The sequence below is a fragment of the Frigoribacterium salinisoli genome (assembly GCF_054781095.1).
Map to the genome: position 1 here is coordinate 1 of NZ_BAAGVB010000003.1, position 17,107 is coordinate 17,107.

Sequence of the window (17,107 nt, forward strand, 5' to 3'; positions counted from 1 at the left end):
CGGGCTCGGGCACCCGCCGGACCCTCGAGCTCGCCCTGGGGATCGACCCTGCCCTGATGGCAGAACCCGCTGCGCAGCTGTCGTCGACGGGCGCCATCCGGGCGGCCATCGCCGGCGGTGTGGGCCCGGGAGTCATCAGCTCGTTGCTGGTCGAGGACGACCTCCGCGCCGGGCGCCTCGTCACCGTCCCGACAGCCGTCGACCTGAGGCGACCGTTTCGCGCCGTGTGGTCGGCAAGTCCGAGCGCCGGGGCACGGGATCTCCTCGCCGTGATCGCCACGTTGCAGCACAGCCCCCACTCCTCGGCGAGATGATCAGAGAAGCGAAGCGTGCCGTAGGGCCGTGACGGCCCGCAGGTGCTTCTCGCCGGCACGGGTGGCGTTCGCCGGCGACAGATGGGGTGCCGCGAGCACGGGAAGGACCCTCGCACGCGGTTCCAGGGTGAAGTACCTCATCACGCCCGTCAGGGCCGGAGTGCCGAAGGTCACGATCGCTCGCAGCTGCGGCAGAGAACCGAGCAGCTGAGCGAGGGCAGGGCGTGCGTCTTCGAGATCGGTGACGGTCGGCGCCCGACCAAGGGCCCACGGGACGATGTTCCATCGCAGGTAGACGCTCCTGCCCAGACCCGACTCGATCCGTGCTCGCCTGAACGCTGACGCCGTCGGCCCCGGGTTGTCCTCACTGCTGATCGCGTCCTCGCCCTGCCTGATCGTGGCAGGACCGGGTGATTCCATCAGCACGAGAACTTTCGCCGCTGCTCCTCCACCTGATGGGTCGAAGCCCGGCACGAAGCGCCCACCTCCTGGTCCGGAGCTCCGCCATTCCGATACGAGCCGATCGAGGCCGCTGGGCTGCTGCATCCCTCGACGGTACGACCGTGAGCACCGTTTCCGCCCACGTTCACCGACGATGCGGAACGACCACGACGGCCTCCACTCCGAGTGCGCTCGCACCACAGCAAGTGACTCAGTGGGCGATCCTTCATCGGACGCTAACGGCGGCCCGTCAGAGAGCGGCCCACTCCTCGCTGATGTCGGATTCCTCGATGTGCCAGCGGCCGGAGGTGACACCGGCGGCGAGCAACGTCTTGGCGCTGGTGAGGTCCGAGCCTGGTGGCAGATCGAGAGCCAGCAGACGAGGACGCTCCATACTCTCGCCGCTTACCCCTAGGGGCTCGAACTCTGCCACGACGTCCTGGTTGGGGTCCGCCGGGTCGGTGGTGATGATCCGCACCGTGAGGTTGCCGCCTCTCTGGACTCGTTGGGTGAACCAGATCACGCCGTCGTCATCGGGCGCCGCACGGACTAAATCGCCGCTAGAGAGGCCAAAGGCGAAGAACGGGGTGTTCGCGAGTAGGTAGGTCCCTCCCGGGCGCTCCTGCGCCCACAGGCCTTCCGACTCGGCAGGCGGCCAGCCGTCGTGCTGTTCGAGCCGCACACGGACACGGACGTAGGGCTCTGTGGCGGAAGCTTCTGGCTCGCCAGCGAATGGCTGCCTTGGCGCCTCAGACTGCGCCGGGGCGGTCTTACCTCGCCGGAAAAAGTTCCTCATGCCTGCTCCCCTCGTTGGATCGCACGGTAGACCGTCGAGCGGGCGACACCAAATAGCTCGGCGATCTCGCTGGTGGTGTGGGCGCCGGTGCGGTGCAGCTGCACGAGGTGCTTCTCCTGCGAAGGAGTCAGCTTGGGCTTACGGCCGCGGAGCTTGCCAGCGGCCTTCGCGATCGCCATGCCCTCCCGGGTGCGGGCCCGGATCAAGTCGGCCTCGAACTCGGCCACCATGCCGAGCACGTTGAACAGGAGCCGGCCTACCGGGTCGGTGGGGTCATAGACCGCTCCCCCAAGGTTCAAGGCGACACCCTTCTTCGTCAACTCGTCCGCGATGTCCGTCGCGTCGCGCAGCGAGCGGGCGAGGCGGTCGAGCTTCGTGACCACGAGGACGTCCCCGGCACGGCATGCAGCTAGCGCTTCGCGGAGTCCCGGGCGTGCTCGCGTCGTCCCCGATAGCCCGTGGTCAACGTGCACGTGTTGATCGTCAACACCCAGTGCTGCAAGACCGTCGCGTTGTGCTGCTAGATCTTGTCCGGACGTCGAGACGCGGGCCTATCCGATGAGCATCCGATGACTGTAGCGTTTGAACCCCCGCCACCGGGCATTTTTGCGGGACAGGCATACGCGAATGCGCAGGCCAGGCCCCACTTGACCTCAGCCGACCGAGCGCAGCTCGAGAAGGTGTCCCGATGAACGACCCACCACCGCACACCCCTGGTCGCACCCCCACCTGCGACTCAGGTCGCAAGCGAGGTCCCGACTCCTGCACCCGGTGCGGGGGCGGCGTCCCCGCGAGGCTCGAGGCATGAGAGAACGCACCTTGCGCACCACGCGCCGCACCCGCTTCACGGCAGCCCTCGTCGGGCTGTTCGTCGCCCTGCCGCTCGCGGCGTGCGCGACCACCGCACCGGCCGAGTCCACCGACCCGCCGCCTCCTGCCCCGCCGCTGTCGCAGCCGGGCGGGCACGAGCTGACCCGCGACGACGTCGACACCTGGCTGGACGGCGTCGTCGCCACCGGCCTGAGGAACAGCGGCATCCCCGGCGCGACGGTCTCGGTCGTCGCCGACGGCGAGGTGCTCACCGAGCGCGGCTACGGCGTCGCCGACACCGGCACCGAGGGCTCCCCGGCCCGCCCGGTCGACCCGGAGGACACGCTCTTCCGCATCGGCTCCGTCTCGAAGGTCGTCTCGGCGACGGCCGTCCTGCAGCTCGTCGAGCAAGGGCGCCTCGACCTCGACGCCGACGTGCAGCAGTACCTCGACTTCGACCTCGACACCCCGAAGGGCACCGTCACCCTGCGCCACCTGCTCACGCACACGGCAGGCTTCGAGGAGGTCATCGCCGGCCTCATCGGCACCCCCGGCGACGAGCTGCCCCTGCGCGACGTCGTGACCACCGACCCGCCCGCGCAGGTCTTCACCCCGGGCACGACGCCGTCGTACTCGAACTACGGTGCCTCGCTCGCCGGCTACGTCGTCGAGCGCGTCACGGGCGAGCCGTTCGCCGACGCGCTGCAGCACGGGGTGTTCGACCGCGCCGGCATGACCTCGTCGACGTTCGCGCAGCCGCTGCCCGACGACCTCGGCGAGCGCCTGGCGAAGGGCTACCCCGACGACTCGCAGCCCTCCGTGCCGACCGAGGTCGTCAACGCGGCCCCCGCCGGGTCCATGTCGTCGACCGCGGCCGACATGGCCACGTTCATGCTCGCGCAGCTCGGCGAGCTGCCCGACGACCGGGCGCTCCTCGAGACCTCCACGCTCGACGAGATGCACCGTCCCGCGCTGGGCGACGACGACCTCGGCAGCTTCGCGGAGGGCCAGCGCATGGACCTCGGCTTCTTCGACGACAGCACGCCCGGGGTGCCCGCCTTCGGCCACGACGGCGACACCACGGTGTTCCACACGGCGATGCGGATCTTCCCCGAGCACGACTCGGGCATCTTCCTCAGCCTGAACGGCAACGGCCGCTCCGCCCTCGACTCGCACGAGCTGCGCACCGCCGTCCTCGACGGCTTCGCCGACCGCTACCTGCGCGACGCGGGCACCGACGCCACGACGGCAGGAGGCTCGCCCTCCCCCGCCACCGGCCCCGCCGACGAGGCGGCCGGCTCCGGCACCTCCGGCACCGACGCCGCCGCCCTCGCCGGCACCTACGCGTCGTCGCGCACCCCGGCCACGAACCCCGGAGCCCTGCTCCAGCTCAGCGGCCAGACCACGGTCGTCCCGCGCGCGGACGGCACGGTCGCGGTGACGCCGAAGCCGATCGGGGTGACGACGGGCGTCTACGAGCAGGTCGGGCCGCACGCCTGGCGCGAGGTCGGCGGCGACGCCGTGCTCGCGACCCGCGTCGAGGGCGACCAGGTCTCCGCGATCTCGTGGGGCGGCGCGTTCACGCTGCTCCGCGTGGACGCCCTGCACTCCGCCTCGTTGGTCCTGCCCGCGACGATCGCGGCGATCGTGGTCCTGCTGATCTCGGTCGTCGCCTGGCCGGCGCCCGCCCTCGCCCGCATCGGTCGCCGCTCGCCGCGGGGCGACGAGGCCGCGGTGCCCGCCCGCACGTCCGGACGCCGCAGCCGCAGCCTCCTGCTGTCGCGCCTGGGCCAGGTGGCGACGCTCGTCGCGCTGCTCGGCTGGGCCGTCGTCGCGGTGCAGGCGCTGTCGTACCAGGCCGTGCCCGGGGCCCTGCTCCGCGTGCTGCAGGTGCTCCAGCTGCTCGGCGTGGTCGCGATCGTCCCCGCCGCGATCGCCGCCTGGCGCGCCGTCCGAGAGCGCCGCGGAGCCGCCGCCGTCACGGGTCGCGTGCTCGTGGTGCTGGCGCTCGTCGCCCTCGCCTGGGTCGCGATCGCCTACCGCCTGCTGGCGCCGAGCGTGAGCTTCTGATGCGCGACGAGCGCACGGGCGGCCACGGCCGCGCCGACGAGGTCGACGCCACCACCTGGCATGCTCGACCCGTGACCACCTCCGACGCCGTCCCCGCCCGGCCGACCGTCGCCCCTCGGGGCGGCCTCGGCCCGCGGGTCCGGAACGGCCTCGACCGCGTCGGGATCCGCAGCGAGCTCGGCCGCGACACGGTGCTCGCCGTCACCTGGGCGGTCGTGACGCTCGGCCTCCTCGGCGTGCTCGTCGCCTACGGCGAGTTCTACGGGGCGACCCGCGTGGTGCCCCCCGAGCAGATCGTGGCCACCTGCGCCCTCGCGGTCGCGCAGTGCCTGCCCCTGGCGCTGCGCCGCCGCGCACCCGTCGCGACCCTCCTGGCGGTCGCGGTCCTCCAGGCGCTGATCCTGGCCGTGGCCCCCCGCGGGGTCGCCCTCTGGACCGCGGCGCCCCTCGTCGCCGCCTACACGGTCGGCCTGCTGCTGCCCACCGTGCGCACGGTCGGCATCGTGCTCGGGGCGCTCGTCGTCACGATCGTCGGTGCCCTCGCCGGGACCGCCGGCAGCGCCCGCGCGTTCTTCCCCGGCGTGCCCGTGGACCAGCTCGCGCCGGGCGGCGTGGTCGTCGAGGCGCTCACGCTCGTGGCCAGCGGCGTGCTGATCCTCGGCGCGAGCGCCGCGGTCGGCTCCTGGGTCGCCCTGCGGCGGGCGCACGACCGGGACGTCCGCGCCCGCAGCGCCGAGGCACTCGAGCACCAGGCGACCCGCACCCGCGCCGCCGTCGCGGCCGAGCGCACCCGCATGGCGCGCGAGCTCCACGACGTCGCCGCGCACCACCTCACCGGCCTCGTCGTACAGGCCGGGGCGGCGGAGCGCCTCGTCGACGTCGACCCCGAGCGCGCGAAGGAGTCGCTCCGCAGCGTCCGCGCGCAGGGCCGCGAGACGCTCGACGCGCTCCGCTCCATCGTGGGGATCCTCCGCGAGACGGGCGAGGGTGCGACGGGAACGGTGCCGGTGCCGGGCCTCGCCGACGTGCCGGGCCTGCTCGACGCGGCCCGCGCCTCCGGCACCGAGGTCGAGCGGCGCGACGAGGGAGCGGCCGCGACCCTGGCCCCGCTCGCCGACGTCACCGCCTACCGCACCGTGCAGGAGGCCCTGGCCAACGCCCGGCGCCACGCCGCCGGCCTGCCCGTCACGCTGACCACGAGCACCACGCCCGACCGGCTGCGCGTCGAGGTCGAGCACGTGCTCCCGCCCGCGGGGAGCGCCTCGCACGAGCCCGGCTACGGCCTGGTGGGCATGCGCGAGCGCGCCGCGCTCGTCGGCGGCCGCCTCGAGGCCGGGCCCACTGCGCACGGCACCTGGCGGGTGCGCCTCGACCTGCCGCTCGAGCGCACCGAGGACGAGGGGGCCGACGCGTGATCCGCGTCGTGCTCGTCGACGACCAGTCGATCGTGCGCACCGGGTTCCGGGTCGTGCTCGAGACGGCAGGAGGCATCGAGGTCGTCGGCGAGGCCGCCGGTGGTCGCGAGGCGGTCGCCCTGGTCCGGCGCGAGCGGCCCGACGTCGTCGTCATGGACGTGCGCATGCCGGGCGGCGACGGCATCGAGGCGACCCGCGCGATCACGGCCGGGGGCGACGGGGGCGGCGCAGGAGACGGGACCGCGGGGGCCGGGGCCGCGACTCCTGCCGTGCTCGTCGCCACGACGTTCGACCTCGACGAGTACGTCTTCGGCGCGCTCGAGGCCGGTGCGAGCGGGTTCGTGCTCAAGGACTGCGAGCCCGACGAGTTCGTGGGTGCCGTCCGGGCGCTCGCCTCGGGCCGCGGTGCCATCGACGGCGCCACGACCCGACGCGTCATCGCCGAGTTCTCGCGGCGACGTGCGGCGACCGCGTCCGGTCCCCCGGTCGACGTGCTCACGCCCCGCGAACAGGACATCGTGCGCCTGCTCGGCGAGGGCCTGTCGAACGACGAGATCGGCGAGCGGCTCGTCATCGAGACGAGCACCGTCAAGTCGCACCTCACGCGCGTCATGACGAAGCTCGACGCCCGCGACCGGCTGCAGACCGTGATCTGGGCGTACCGGTCGGGCCTGCTGCCCTGAGGCCCGGCGACCGGGGGCGGACGGGCGGCGCACGGGCGTCGGGTCGTACCCTGGGGCAGCACGACCACGACGGAGGGGCTCGCATGCGACAGGACGGCACCGACGACGGGCGCGACCCCGCGGCCGAGCCCGATCCCGCCCGCCGGGACGACGCCGGGCACGCGTCGGCCCCCGCGAGCGGCCCGACGACCGAGCCCACCGGCACGTCCGCGACGGGTTCCTCGTCCGAGCGCCCCACCGAGGCCGAGCTCGACGCCTGGTCGCTCGAGCGCCACCGCGAGCTCGAGGCCCTCGTCGCGCTCGACCGTCAGCACGAGCACGAGGTCCGGGTCCGGCGCGAGCGCGAGCTGCACGACCAGCGCGAGCGCGACCTCCTGGCCCGCCGCGAGCGCGCCCGGGCCGCCCTCCCGCCGGAGCTCCGCGACGCCGACGACGACCTCGACGAGGTCCCCCGCCGCACGACCTTCGGTCGGCTGCGCAAGGTCACCGCGCTCGTCGCCCTGCTGGCGATCGTGGCCCTCGCGGCCAGCGCGGTGCTCTGACCGCGCGACGCAGGAGGCGCGGGCCGCGTCGAGGACGCGACCGACGCCTCCTAGGCGGTCAGTGCGTGAGCGGGTCCGCCAGCGAGAGCGACCAGACGGCGACGCCGCCCAGGCCGGCCTCGCGCGCCAGCCCGAGGCGCGCCTCGTACGAGCGCCGGTCGGACCACCACGTCTCGGTGCCGTCGGGCAGGGTCGCGTGCCACTCCTGCTGCTCGTCGTCCCAGGTCGCGTCGGCGCCCGCGTCGGCGACCATCGTGCGCGCGACCTCGACCGAGACCTGCTCGCCCGTGCCCTCCGCGGGCCAGGTGTACCCGTAGCCGGCGACGCCGAGCTGGATCGTCGACGCCGGGACGGCCTCCCGCAGGGGGGCCAGCGTCGCCTCGACCCAGGGCGTCCCGCCGATCGGTCCGACCCCGTTCCAGGTGGGGCCGTGCTGGTCGTACGCCATGAGCACCACGTGGTCCGCGGCGGCACCGAGGCCCGCCAGGTCGTACCCGAGGTCGAGGTACGACCCCGTCGTCGCCATCAGGCAGACGGAGACGTCCTGGCGATCGTCGAGGGCCGCGCCCAGCCGCGACACGAGCGTCGTCAGCCCGTCGGGGTGGGCGCCGGTGAGGCTCTCGAGGTCGACGGTGACGCCGTCCCACCCGTGCCGCTCCACCTCGGCGACGAGCTGCTCCACCACGTGGTCGACGTTCGCCCCGGAGCCGAGCAGGGCGTCCGTGATCGCCGGCGAGAAGTCGCCGAGCTCCTCGTCGAAGTTGCCGACGAGCAGCTCGGCGCGCTCCCCGCGGTCGTGCGCCCGGGCGAGCAGGGTGAGCGCCTCCTGCGACGGAGCGCTGACCGTGCGCCCGTCGGCCGCCACGTTGACGCCGTCGACGACGACCGACGTCAGCGCCGACGCGCTCGCGTCGAGCTGGGCCTCGGTCGTCGACCACTCGGCGTAGCCCACCACCGAGAACGTCGGGTCGCCCGTGGGGGCGTCCGGGTCGTCCGAGGCGCGGGAGGCGGGCAGCGGCGTGCAGGCCGTCGCCCCGAGGAGCACGGCGGCGGCGAGCGCGACGACGGGTGCCCGGGCCGCGCGGAGGGGTCGGGTCATGGCGTCACCGTACCCCGCGCGCGGTGCCGCTCCGGGCCGCCGCCGGACGCGCAGGAGGCGCGGGCCGCGTCGAGGACGTGACCCGCGCCTCCTGCGCGGTACGGCGGGATCAGCGACGCACGGCGTCGATCTTGAGCATGCGCGCGATGACCGAGTCGAGCTGGCTGTCGTCGAAGATCTTCTTCCAGTCGTCCTTGACGATGGACTCGCGGCCGTAGTCCATGGCGATGTGGCAGGCGTCCGAGAAGGGGTTCGAGCCGCGCAGGCCGTTGGTGAGCGCGATCCAGGTGTGGCCGTAGAGCATGGCGCGGGCGGCCTCGTAGGGCACGCCGACGCCGTCGACGGTCTCCTCCAGGGCCTCCTTGAGGAACGCGCCGATCATGCAGGCCATCGTCTCGACGAGCGTGGGCTCGAGCACGGCGAGCTGCTTCACGGTCACGTAGTGCACCGCGATCACGGGCGCGTAGATGGTGCTGATGACCTGGGTCGCGAGCTCGCGCACGGGCGAGTCCTCGGCCACGCCCTCGAGCGCGGCGACGACCTCCTGCGGCGCCGCGACGCCGCCGAACGTGTCGGCCCACTCCTCCTTCGTGGTGCGCTCGAGGAACACCGACGGGTGGCAGGGGTGCGCCACCGCGTAGTGGATGTCCTCGCGGTCGGCCAGGAGGCCCGCGTAGGCGGCCGCCGGGTCGAGGGTGAGGATGATCGCGCCGGTCTTCATGGCGGGGACGACCTGCTCGCTCACCGTGCCGAGCACCACGTCCGGCACCGCGAGGATGACCACGTCGGCGTCGGCCACGGCCTCGTCGGTGGGGGTGACGGTGCGGCCGAGCGACTCGATGAGCTCGACGCCCGCGGGCGACGCCTCGCTGTAGAGCGCGGTGTACGAGCTCTTGGCGAGGTTGTTCGAGACGCGCTGGCCCATCTTGCCGCCGGCGCCGATCACGGCGACGCGGACGTCGGCCGAGCCCTGGCCGTCGGCGTGGGTGACGGCCGCGGTCGTGGTGTCGAGGGTGTCAGTCATGGTTCTTCCTCCTGAGGTGGTCGATGGTCGAAGTGGTCCACGCGGCCTCGAGCCGGGTGGTGGTCGCGGCGTCGTCCTGCCAGGGCAGCCAGTGCTCGACGACCCGGTGCACGCCGCCGTCGCGGGCGACGTGGGGGTTGTCGGCGGCGGCGAGGGCGGCGGCGATCCCGTCGAGGTCGAGCAGGCCCTCCCCCAGCGGCGTGCTGGTGAGCGCGAAGCCGACCCAGCCGTCCTTGCGCGAGAACGCGAAGTCCTTGACGTGCCAGTTGGCGACGTAGGGGGCGCAGCGCGCCGTGACGTCGTCCGGGTGCTCGAGGCGGGCGACCGTGTTGGCGGGGTCGAGCACGATGCCCAGCCGGTCGCTGCCCACGGCGCGCACGACGTCGACGAGGTCCGCCGACGACACCTGCTCGTAGGTCTCGAGCGCGAGCGTGACGCCCGCCGCCTCGTACTCGGGCACGACCTCGCGCAGGCGGCGCTCGGTCTCGGCGGCGTCGGGCCGGTCGTCGCCGGCCGTCCACATGCTGCGGACGAGCGGGGCGCGCAGGGCGACCGCGAGCTCGAGGTACCGACGCAGCACCGCCGGGGCGGTGCCCCGCGTGCCGAGCTCGATCGTGAGGCCGAGCTCGTCGGCGAGGGCGCGCAACGTCACGAGCTGCTCGTCCGAGTACCCGGCGAGCGGTGCGTGGTCGCAGATCTGGACGAGGCGGAGGCCCTGGGCGGCCGTGTCGCGGAGCACGTCGTCGAGCGACATCGGCGCGGGCACGCGATCGGACATGCGCCAGAAGTACGCGTAGGTGCTGAGGCCGATCACGGCGCCACCTCCGTCGACGCGTCGGCGTCGCCGTCCGTGGCGGCACCGGCGTCGCCGTCGACGAGCGCGAGCGCCTCGTCGAGGATCAGCTCGACGGCGGCGACGTCGTGCGCGAAGCGCCCGAGGAACAACCCGCCGACGCTGCCGCCGAGGGCGGTGAGCAGGCCGGGTCCGGCGCTGCCGCCGTAGATCACGCGGCTGCCCCGGAGGCCGGGCAGGTCGGCGAGGTGCGCCTCGAGCGCCGTGACGACGCCCGCGATGTGCTCGACGGGTGCGGGCTCGGCGGCCCCGATCGCCCAGACGGGCTCGTAGGCGACGAGCAGCGGCCCGACGGTCCCCGCGGCCTGCGCCTCGACGAGGGCGCACTCGACCTGGTCGGCCACCTCGAGGGCGGCGACGCCGACGGGCGCCCGCTCGGACTCGCCGACGCAGAGCAGCGGCGTCAGGCCGTTCCGGAGGGCGGCGGCCGTCTTCGCGGCGACCATCGCGTCGTCCTCGGCGTAGAGCCTCCTGCGCTCGGCGTGGCCGATCTCGGCGAGCGTGACGCCGATCTCGGCGAGCTCGACGGCGCTCACCTCGCCGGTGAACGCGCCCGCGTCGTCGGTCGCGACGTCCTGCGCGCCCAGTCGCACCGGGCCCCCGGCCAGCGCCTCGCGCACGGGCACGAGCGAGGGGAACGTCGGCACGGCGAACAGCTCGACGACGCCGCGCCGCACGGCGGGGTGCCGCTCGGCGAGGGCCGCGAGCTCGGTCGCCCACGCGATCGTGCGCGCGTGCGTGAAGTACGTCTTGAGGCTCACCCCGATGGTGAACCGGGGGACGGCGGCGGGCGTCGTCATGTCAGGAGTCGAGGCCGACCGGGGCGCTCGACCCGTCGTACTCGCAGATCGCGGCGACCTTCTCGGCCGAGGCGCTGCTCGTGTCGAAGCGGTAGGTGAGGTACTCCTTCGCCAGGCGGCGCATGAGCTCGACGCCGATGACGCGCTGGCCCATGCACAGCACCTGAGCGTCGTTCGAGAGCACGGCGCGCTCGACCGAGAACGAGTCGTGCGCGGTGACCGCACGGACGCCGGGGACCTTGTTCGCCGCGATCGCGACGCCGAGGCCGGTGCCGCAGATCAGGATCGCGCGGTCGGCCTCGCCGGCGGCGACCATGCGCGCGGCGTCGACCGCGACGTGCGGGTAGGCGGTGTGCCCGTCGGCGTCGACCCCGACGTCGACGACGCTCGCGACGATCCCGTTCGCCTCGAGGTCGGCCTTGAGGATCTCCTTGTAGTCGAACCCGGCGTCGTCCGATCCGACGACGATGCGCAGCTGGTCAGCCATGGTGGTGCCCTTCGTGGGTGTGCGGGAGGTGGGTCAGGAGGCGCGGGGCGCGGCGAGCACGCCGCCCACGGCCGTGACGATGAGGCCGAGCGACGTCGCGCCGGCGTCGGGGGTGCCGAGGCTCTTCTCGGCGTGGGGGCGCGCGCGCCCCATCCGCGGCAGGAGGTCCGCGGTCGCGGCGGCGGCGGAGCTCGCGGCAGCGGCGGCCTCCGACCACGCGGTCGGCAGGTCGTCTCCGCGCCCGACGGCGGCGCCGAGCACGTCGCTGAACGGCACGAGCACGTCGACCATGGTCTTGTCGCCCACGGCGGCGCCGAACTCGAGGATCGCGTCCTTCGCGGCGGCGACGCCCCGGGCCACGGACGACCGGGTGGGTGCCGCGTCGTCGGTGACGGCCGCACCGAGCGCGGCCAGGGCCGAGCCCCAGAGCGCGCCCGAGGTGCCGCCGGCCCGGTCGGACCAGGCGTCGCCCGCACGGTCGAGCAGGGTGCCGGCACCCGCGCCGAGCGCGAGCACCTCCTGCGCGGCGGCGACGGCCGCGGTCGCGCCGCGGAGCATGCCGATGCCGTGGTCACCGTCCCCGGCGACCGCGTCGATGCGGCCGAGCTCGTCGGCGTGCTGCTCGATCGTGGCCAGGACCGTCTCGAGGGCGGTGGCGACGAGGCGGGCCGCGTCGCGCGACTCCTGCGACGCCTCGGGCACGTCGTCGGCGACGAGCGCCTCGAGCGCCGCGTCGTCGAGCCGGTCGGCCGCGTCGACGCTGCCCTTCTTGTAGGCGGGGGCGTCGACGGGGGCCGACCAGAGTCGCTCGAGCTCGTCGTCGAGCCAGAACAGGGTGAGCGAGGCGCCCGCCATGTCGAAGCTCGTGACCAGTTCGCCGACCTCGGGCTCGACGACCTCGACGCCGGCCTCGCGCAGCAGCGCGTCGACCTTCGCGTAGACGACGAAGAGCTCCTCGTACTTCACCGAGCCCAGGCCGTTGAGCAGCACGGCGACGCGCTGGCCCCGGGCCTCGGCGACGTCGTCGGGCAGCTCGGCGAGCAGCGACGACACGAACAGCTCGGCCAGGCCGTCGGCGGTCGGCACGTCGGCCTCGCCGATGCCGGGCTCGCCGTGGATGCCCATGCCCACGGCCATGCGCCCCTCCGGCACCGTGAACAGCGGCTCGTCCGCCCCGGGCAGCGAGCAGCCCGAGAACGCGACGCCGAAGCTCCGCGTGCGGTCGTTCGCCCGCTCGGCGAGGCGGACCACCTCGTCGAGCGGGGCGCCCTCCTCGGCGGCGGCGGCCGCCGTCTTGAAGACCGTGAGGTCGCCCGCGATCCCGCGGCGGCGCGACCGCTCGGCGACGGGGGCGCTCGAGATGTCGTCGGTCACGCGGACCGTCCGCGTCTCGATGCCCTCGGCGACGAGCTTCGCCTGCGCGGCGTCGAAGTTCAGCACGTCGCCGGCGTAGTTGCCGTAGCTCAGCAGCACGCCGCCGCCGCTCGACGCGGCCCGGGCCACCGACCGCACCTGCTGCCACGAGGGCGAGGCGAAGAGGTTGCCGAGGGCCGCGCCGTGGGCGAGCCCCTGCCCCACCAGGCCGCCGAAGGCCGGGTAGTGGCCGGAGCCACCGCCCACGACGAGGGCGACCGTGCCGGGACGCGAGCGCGTGGCGCGCACGACGCCGCCGTGCACGCGCCGCACCCAGCGCTGGTTGGCGGCGACGAAGCCGTCGATCATCTCGTCGGCGAAGTCGCTCGGGGCGTTGAAGAGGCGGGTCATGTCTGCTCCAGGGCTGGTGCTGCTGCTGGTGGGCGGCCGGGGGCGGGGGTCAGTCGAGCCCGGCGGTGGCGGACAGGTCCGCTGCCTCCTGGGGCGTCAGGGCCCCCTCGGGCTTCGGCATGCGGCTGAGCACGACCATGAGCACGGCCGACAGGAGCATGAAGCCGCCCACGATGAACATCGGGACCTCGTAGCCCCCGGTCCAGTCGCTGACCGCACCCGTGATGTACGGGGCGCTGAAGCCGGCCAGGTTGCCGACCGTGTTGATGAGCGCGATGCCCGCTGCCGCGGCCATGCCGGTGAGGAACTGCGTGGGCAGGGTCCAGAAGTTGGGCAGGGCGGCGAAGATCGCCATGGCGGTGACCGCGATGACCGCGATGGTGGCGGCCGGCGAACCTGCGTAGAGGGCGAGCGGGATGCTCACGGCACCGACGAGGGCGGGGACCACGATGTGCCAGGTGCGCAGGCCGCGACGCGTGGCGTCACGCGACCAGAGGTACAGGGCGATCGCGGCGGGCACGTACGGGATGGCCGTGATGAAGCCCTTCTCGGTGACGCTGAAGGACGTGCCGTACTGCTCCTCGAAGCCGCCGATGATCGTCGGCAGGAAGAACGCGAGCGCGTAGAGGCCGTAGATGAAGCCGAAGTAGACGAAGCTCAGCATCCAGACGCGGCCGTTCGTGAACACGATGCGGATGCTGGGGTGCTTGCCCTCGGTCGAGACGGCGCCCGTCTTCGTCGAGGCCTCGCGGGCCAGGGCGCCCGTGAGCCACTCCTGCTCCTCCTTGGTCAGCCACTTCGCGTCGGAGGGCTTGTCCTTGAGGTAGAACCAGGCGATGACGCCCACGATGATCGCGGGCACGGCGACGCCGAAGAACATGAAGCGCCAGCCCTCGAGGCCGAAGAAGAACCCGTCGTGGCTGATGAGCCAACCGGCGAGCGGGGCACCGAAGACGGTGGTCAGCGGCTGCGCCAGGTAGAAGAGCGCGAGGATCTTGCTGCGGTGGGCGGCGGGCACCCAGAGGCTGAGGAAGAGGATCGCGCCGGGGAAGAAGCCTGCCTCCATGACGCCGAGCAGGAACCGCAGCACGACGAGCTGCTCGAAGTTCTGCACCCACGTGAAGAGCAGGGCCACGATGCCCCAGGTCACCATGATGCGGGCCAGCCACTTGCGGGCGCCGAACTTGTGCAGCGCGAGGTTCGAGGGCACCTCGAGCAGGATGTAGCCGATGAAGAACACGCCCGAGGCGAACCCGAACTGGGCGGCCGAGAGGGCGAGGTCGCGCTCCATGCCGTTGGGGGCGGCGAAGCCGATGGCGGTGCGGTCGAGGTAGTTGATGAAGAACATCAACGCGACGAACGGCACGAGCCGGACGGCGACCTTCCGGATGGCGGACTTCTCGACGGGTGACTGCACCCGCGGTGTCGTGGTGGCGTCCACATCGACTCCTTCTGCTCTGACGACGTTGTGAGATGCGCGCTGGACGACGACGGATGTCGAGCGGCTCGGTCAGTATGGGCCGCGTTGCGCCGGATTGTCAAACCGGTTGACCAATTGATCGGGGTACGGTCAGGACGGGTCTGTCCCCCGCCCTCGGTAGGCTCCCTCCGTGCCCGCCTTCGCCTCAGACGACCCCGCCCTCAGCCTCGAGCTCGAGGCCGTCCCGCGCGGCACCGCGGTCGGCGAGGTCGTCAAGCAGCTCATCGCGCTGCTCACCGCGGGCGACCTGCCCCCCGGCTCCCGCCTTCCCCCGGAACGCCAGCTCGCCGACTCCCTCGGCGTCGGCCGCTCCGCCGTCCGCGAGGCCCTCGCGGCCCTCGAGATCCTCGGCATCGTCACGGTCCGTCCCGGTTCGGGCACCTACCTGCGCGACTCCACCTCCGAGCTGCTGCCCACCACCCTGAGCTGGGGCCTCATGCTCACGGCGACGCGCACCGACGAGCTCATCGAGGTGCGCTCCGGCCTCGAGGTGCAGGCGGCGGCCCTGGCCGCGCTGCGCATCGGCGACGACGACGTCGAGGTGCTCCGCGGGCACGTGGCCGTCATGCGCGACTCGCTCACCGACATCACGCGCTTCGTCGACGCCGACGTGCGGTTCCACCTGCAGATCGCCGTGAGCGCCGGCAACGTCGTCCTCCGCGACCTCCTGCAGAACGTGCGCTCGTTGCTCCGCGTCTGGGTCGAGCGCGGCCTGCGCTCCGAGGACCAGGCCCGCGCCGCCTACGAGGAGCACCTCGCCGTCTTCGAGGCCATCGCGGCCCGTGACCCCGAGGCCGCCGAACGGGCCATGCGCGACCACATGCGGACCGCGGGCACGCGCGTCAGCCACGCCGGCGACTCCTGACACGAGCCCCCGCCGATCGGCGACCGGTGGCAGCCGGTCGGGGGTGGCGGCACGGAGCCCGAGCCGGTGGGCTGGTGAGTCCGCCCCTCCCCCGACCAGGAACGACTCGCACCTGCCGTGACCGACGCCACCCCGCCCCCGCCCGCTGCCGACCGCCACGAGCGCACCGTCGCCCGCCACCGCGACCGCGTGCCCCACGCCCCGCGGCACGCGGGCAGGCGTCCCCGCCGCGGCGCCGTGCTGCCGGCGCTCGCGGGCGTGCTCACGATGCTGCTCGTGCTGCCCGCGGGCTACGCCGCCTACAGCTGGCACCGGTTCGACTCCGGGGTCACGCGCATCGACGCGCTGCCGCTGCCGAGCGCGTCCGGCACGGCCGACGACGACGTCGACGGCGAGGCCATGAACATCCTGCTGGTCGGCGACGACCACCGCCCCGACGGCGCCTCGCCCGAGGTGCTCGCGCAGCTCGGCACCGAGGACGACGGCGGCGCGACGAACACCGACACCATGATCGTGCTGCACGTCGCGGCCGACGGCCGGTCGGCGACGATGATCTCGCTGCCCCGCGACTCGTACGTCGACATCCCCGGGCACGGGCGCGACAAGCTCAACGCCGCCTTCGCCTACGGTCAGCGCGACGGGGGCCCCAGCGGTGGCGCCCAGCTGCTCATCTCGACGGTCCAGGACCTCACCGGCCTCACCGTCGACCACTACGTGCGCGTCTCCCTGCTCGGGTTCTACGACGTGGTGCAGGCCCTCGGCCCGGTCGACGTGTGCCTCACCGCCCCCGTCCAGGACCGCTGGAGCGGCCTCGACCTGCCCGCGGGCGAGTCCACCCTCGACGCCCGGCAGTCGCTGGCCTTCGTGCGGCAGCGGCACGGCCTGCCGCGCGGCGACCTCGACCGCCAGGTGCGCCAGCAGTACTTCCTCACGGCCGAGGCGGAGCGCCTGCTCTCCGCGGGCACGCTCCTCAACCCGGCCAAGCTCGGCACGGTCCTCGACGCGGTGAGCGGGTCGCTCGAGACCGACGCCGGCCTGGACTTCCTCCGCCTGGCGCGACAGGTGCGCGACCTCCGGCCCAGCGAGATCCGGTCGGCGACGATCCCCATCACGGGCACGCCGACGATCACCGTCGGCGGCCGCCCGCTGTCGATCGTCGAGGTCGACCACGCCGCCATGCCCGCGTTCGTCTCCGATCTCATCGGCCCCTCCGACCGGTACCTGGAGGCGTCCGCCGCGGCCCCCGCGGACGTCTCCGTGCAGGTGCTCAACGGAGCCGGCACCGTCGGCGGCGCGACCGCGGGCACGGCCGCCCTGCAGGCCCTCGGGTTCGCCACGGCCGCGCCGGGCGACGCCCTGACCACCTCGAGGACGACCGTGACCTACGCTCCGGGTCAGGAGGCCCGGGCCAAGGCCGTCGCGGAGGCCGTGCCCGGTGCGACCCCCGTCGAGCAGGCCGACGCGACCGGCGTCACCCTCGTGCTCGGCACCGACGGGGTGACCGTGCCGGTCGCCCCTGGCCCGACGGCGCCCGACGACGGCACGCCGGCGGGCGGCGACGCCGCGCCGGCGCCCGCCCCGGCCGCTCCCGAGCAGCCGGCCACCGAGGCACCCGAGCGCGGTGGCACCAGCTACGCCGAGCAGCGCTGCATCAACTGAGCCGC

Annotated in this window: 16 protein-coding genes and 1 pseudogene; 7 read left to right on the plus strand and 10 right to left on the minus strand. The window is 73.8% G+C overall.

Annotated features, from left to right (window positions below; all coding sequences use genetic code 11):
- Positions 1 to 314 (plus strand): LysR substrate-binding domain-containing protein (locus ACYVHQ_RS08055; RefSeq protein WP_460511895.1); only part of this gene is annotated, 314 nt, incomplete at its 5' end.
- Here ACYVHQ_RS08055 and ACYVHQ_RS08060 read toward each other — a convergent pair.
- The 3 genes and pseudogenes from ACYVHQ_RS08060 to ACYVHQ_RS08070 all read right to left on the minus strand — a co-directional run bounded on the left by ACYVHQ_RS08060 (position 315) and on the right by ACYVHQ_RS08070 (position 2,117).
- Positions 315 to 860 (minus strand): uracil-DNA glycosylase family protein, encoded by a 546-nt coding sequence (locus ACYVHQ_RS08060; protein ID WP_460511897.1) that lies wholly within the window; start codon positions 858 to 860, stop codon positions 315 to 317.
- Between the two features lie 145 nt (positions 861 to 1,005).
- A complete protein-coding gene (locus ACYVHQ_RS08065) occupies positions 1,006 to 1,551 on the minus strand; it encodes a DUF4265 domain-containing protein (protein ID WP_460511899.1) in 546 nt (181 codons plus the stop codon).
- Positions 1,548 to 2,117 (minus strand): annotated as a pseudogene (locus tag ACYVHQ_RS08070) (recombinase family protein). Before ACYVHQ_RS08070 ends, ACYVHQ_RS08065 begins: the two are co-directional and overlap by 4 nt.
- Positions 2,118 to 2,355: 238 nt before the next feature.
- Here ACYVHQ_RS08070 and ACYVHQ_RS08075 point away from each other — a divergent pair.
- The 4 genes from ACYVHQ_RS08075 to ACYVHQ_RS08090 all read left to right on the plus strand — a co-directional run bounded on the left by ACYVHQ_RS08075 (position 2,356) and on the right by ACYVHQ_RS08090 (position 7,071).
- Positions 2,356 to 4,431: a serine hydrolase domain-containing protein gene (locus tag ACYVHQ_RS08075; RefSeq protein WP_460511900.1), complete on the plus strand. Its 2,076-nt coding sequence runs from the start codon at positions 2,356 to 2,358 to the stop codon at positions 4,429 to 4,431.
- Positions 4,432 to 4,502: 71 nt separating this feature from the next.
- Positions 4,503 to 5,846, plus strand: coding sequence for a sensor histidine kinase (locus tag ACYVHQ_RS08080; RefSeq protein WP_460511902.1), 1,344 nt, complete (start codon positions 4,503 to 4,505; stop codon positions 5,844 to 5,846).
- Positions 5,843 to 6,529: a response regulator transcription factor gene (locus ACYVHQ_RS08085; protein ID WP_460511904.1), complete on the plus strand. Its 687-nt coding sequence runs from the start codon at positions 5,843 to 5,845 to the stop codon at positions 6,527 to 6,529. The genes ACYVHQ_RS08080 and ACYVHQ_RS08085 overlap by 4 nt, the downstream gene beginning before the upstream one ends.
- Before the next feature lie 83 nt (positions 6,530 to 6,612).
- Positions 6,613 to 7,071, plus strand: coding sequence for a hypothetical protein (locus tag ACYVHQ_RS08090; protein ID WP_460511906.1), 459 nt, complete (start codon positions 6,613 to 6,615; stop codon positions 7,069 to 7,071).
- 58 nt (positions 7,072 to 7,129) lie between these two features.
- Here the strand turns inward: ACYVHQ_RS08090 and ACYVHQ_RS08095 are convergent, their stop codons facing one another.
- The 7 genes from ACYVHQ_RS08095 to ACYVHQ_RS08125 all read right to left on the minus strand — a co-directional run bounded on the left by ACYVHQ_RS08095 (position 7,130) and on the right by ACYVHQ_RS08125 (position 14,446).
- Entirely contained in the window at positions 7,130 to 8,170 is a 1,041-nt protein-coding gene (locus ACYVHQ_RS08095; protein WP_460511908.1) for a glycosyl hydrolase family 18 protein, read from the minus strand.
- Between the two features lie 109 nt (positions 8,171 to 8,279).
- On the minus strand, positions 8,280 to 9,194 hold the full coding sequence (locus ACYVHQ_RS08100; RefSeq protein WP_460511910.1) for a phosphogluconate dehydrogenase C-terminal domain-containing protein: 915 nt from the start codon (positions 9,192 to 9,194) through the stop codon (positions 8,280 to 8,282).
- Positions 9,187 to 10,008, minus strand: a complete 822-nt coding sequence (locus ACYVHQ_RS08105) for a sugar phosphate isomerase/epimerase family protein (RefSeq protein WP_460511912.1) — start codon at positions 10,006 to 10,008, stop codon at positions 9,187 to 9,189. The genes ACYVHQ_RS08100 and ACYVHQ_RS08105 overlap by 8 nt, the downstream gene beginning before the upstream one ends.
- Positions 10,005 to 10,847 (minus strand): triose-phosphate isomerase family protein, encoded by an 843-nt coding sequence (locus tag ACYVHQ_RS08110; protein WP_460511914.1) that lies wholly within the window; start codon positions 10,845 to 10,847, stop codon positions 10,005 to 10,007. Before ACYVHQ_RS08110 ends, ACYVHQ_RS08105 begins: the two co-directional genes overlap by 4 nt.
- Position 10,848: 1 nt before the next feature.
- Positions 10,849 to 11,334 carry a ribose-5-phosphate isomerase gene (locus tag ACYVHQ_RS08115; protein ID WP_460511916.1) on the minus strand — a complete coding sequence of 162 codons (486 nt, stop codon included), beginning with the start codon at positions 11,332 to 11,334 and terminating at the stop codon, positions 10,849 to 10,851.
- A 33-nt stretch (positions 11,335 to 11,367) separates the two neighbouring features.
- Positions 11,368 to 13,098, minus strand: coding sequence for a dihydroxyacetone kinase family protein (locus ACYVHQ_RS08120; protein ID WP_460511918.1), 1,731 nt, complete (start codon positions 13,096 to 13,098; stop codon positions 11,368 to 11,370).
- Between the two features lie 49 nt (positions 13,099 to 13,147).
- Positions 13,148 to 14,446, minus strand: a complete 1,299-nt coding sequence (locus tag ACYVHQ_RS08125) for an MFS transporter (RefSeq protein WP_460512572.1) — start codon at positions 14,444 to 14,446, stop codon at positions 13,148 to 13,150.
- Between the two features lie 262 nt (positions 14,447 to 14,708).
- On the opposite strand from ACYVHQ_RS08125, the gene ACYVHQ_RS08130 reads away from it, so the two are divergent.
- Positions 14,709 to 15,443, plus strand: coding sequence for a FadR/GntR family transcriptional regulator (locus ACYVHQ_RS08130; protein ID WP_460511920.1), 735 nt, complete (start codon positions 14,709 to 14,711; stop codon positions 15,441 to 15,443).
- 117 nt (positions 15,444 to 15,560) lie between these two features.
- Entirely contained in the window at positions 15,561 to 17,102 is a 1,542-nt protein-coding gene (locus tag ACYVHQ_RS08135; protein ID WP_460511921.1) for an LCP family protein, read from the plus strand.
- The last annotated feature ends 5 nt before the right edge of the window (positions 17,103 to 17,107 follow it).

Coding starts and splice junctions, on each gene's coding strand:
- ACYVHQ_RS08065 (WP_460511899.1), bottom strand. CDS start 1,551: ATGAGGAACTTTTTCCGGCGAGGTAAGACCGCCCCGGCGCAGTCTGAG.
- ACYVHQ_RS08075 (WP_460511900.1), top strand. CDS start 2,356: ATGAGAGAACGCACCTTGCGCACCACGCGCCGCACCCGCTTCACGGCA.
- ACYVHQ_RS08095 (WP_460511908.1), bottom strand. CDS start 8,170: ATGACCCGACCCCTCCGCGCGGCCCGGGCACCCGTCGTCGCGCTCGCC.
- ACYVHQ_RS08110 (WP_460511914.1), bottom strand. CDS start 10,847: ATGACGACGCCCGCCGCCGTCCCCCGGTTCACCATCGGGGTGAGCCTC.
- ACYVHQ_RS08090 (WP_460511906.1), top strand. CDS start 6,613: ATGCGACAGGACGGCACCGACGACGGGCGCGACCCCGCGGCCGAGCCC.
- ACYVHQ_RS08125 (WP_460512572.1), bottom strand. CDS start 14,446: ATGTTCTTCATCAACTACCTCGACCGCACCGCCATCGGCTTCGCCGCC.
- ACYVHQ_RS08060 (WP_460511897.1), bottom strand. CDS start 860: ATGCAGCAGCCCAGCGGCCTCGATCGGCTCGTATCGGAATGGCGGAGC.
- ACYVHQ_RS08100 (WP_460511910.1), bottom strand. CDS start 9,194: ATGACTGACACCCTCGACACCACGACCGCGGCCGTCACCCACGCCGAC.
- ACYVHQ_RS08115 (WP_460511916.1), bottom strand. CDS start 11,334: ATGGCTGACCAGCTGCGCATCGTCGTCGGATCGGACGACGCCGGGTTC.
- ACYVHQ_RS08120 (WP_460511918.1), bottom strand. CDS start 13,098: ATGACCCGCCTCTTCAACGCCCCGAGCGACTTCGCCGACGAGATGATC.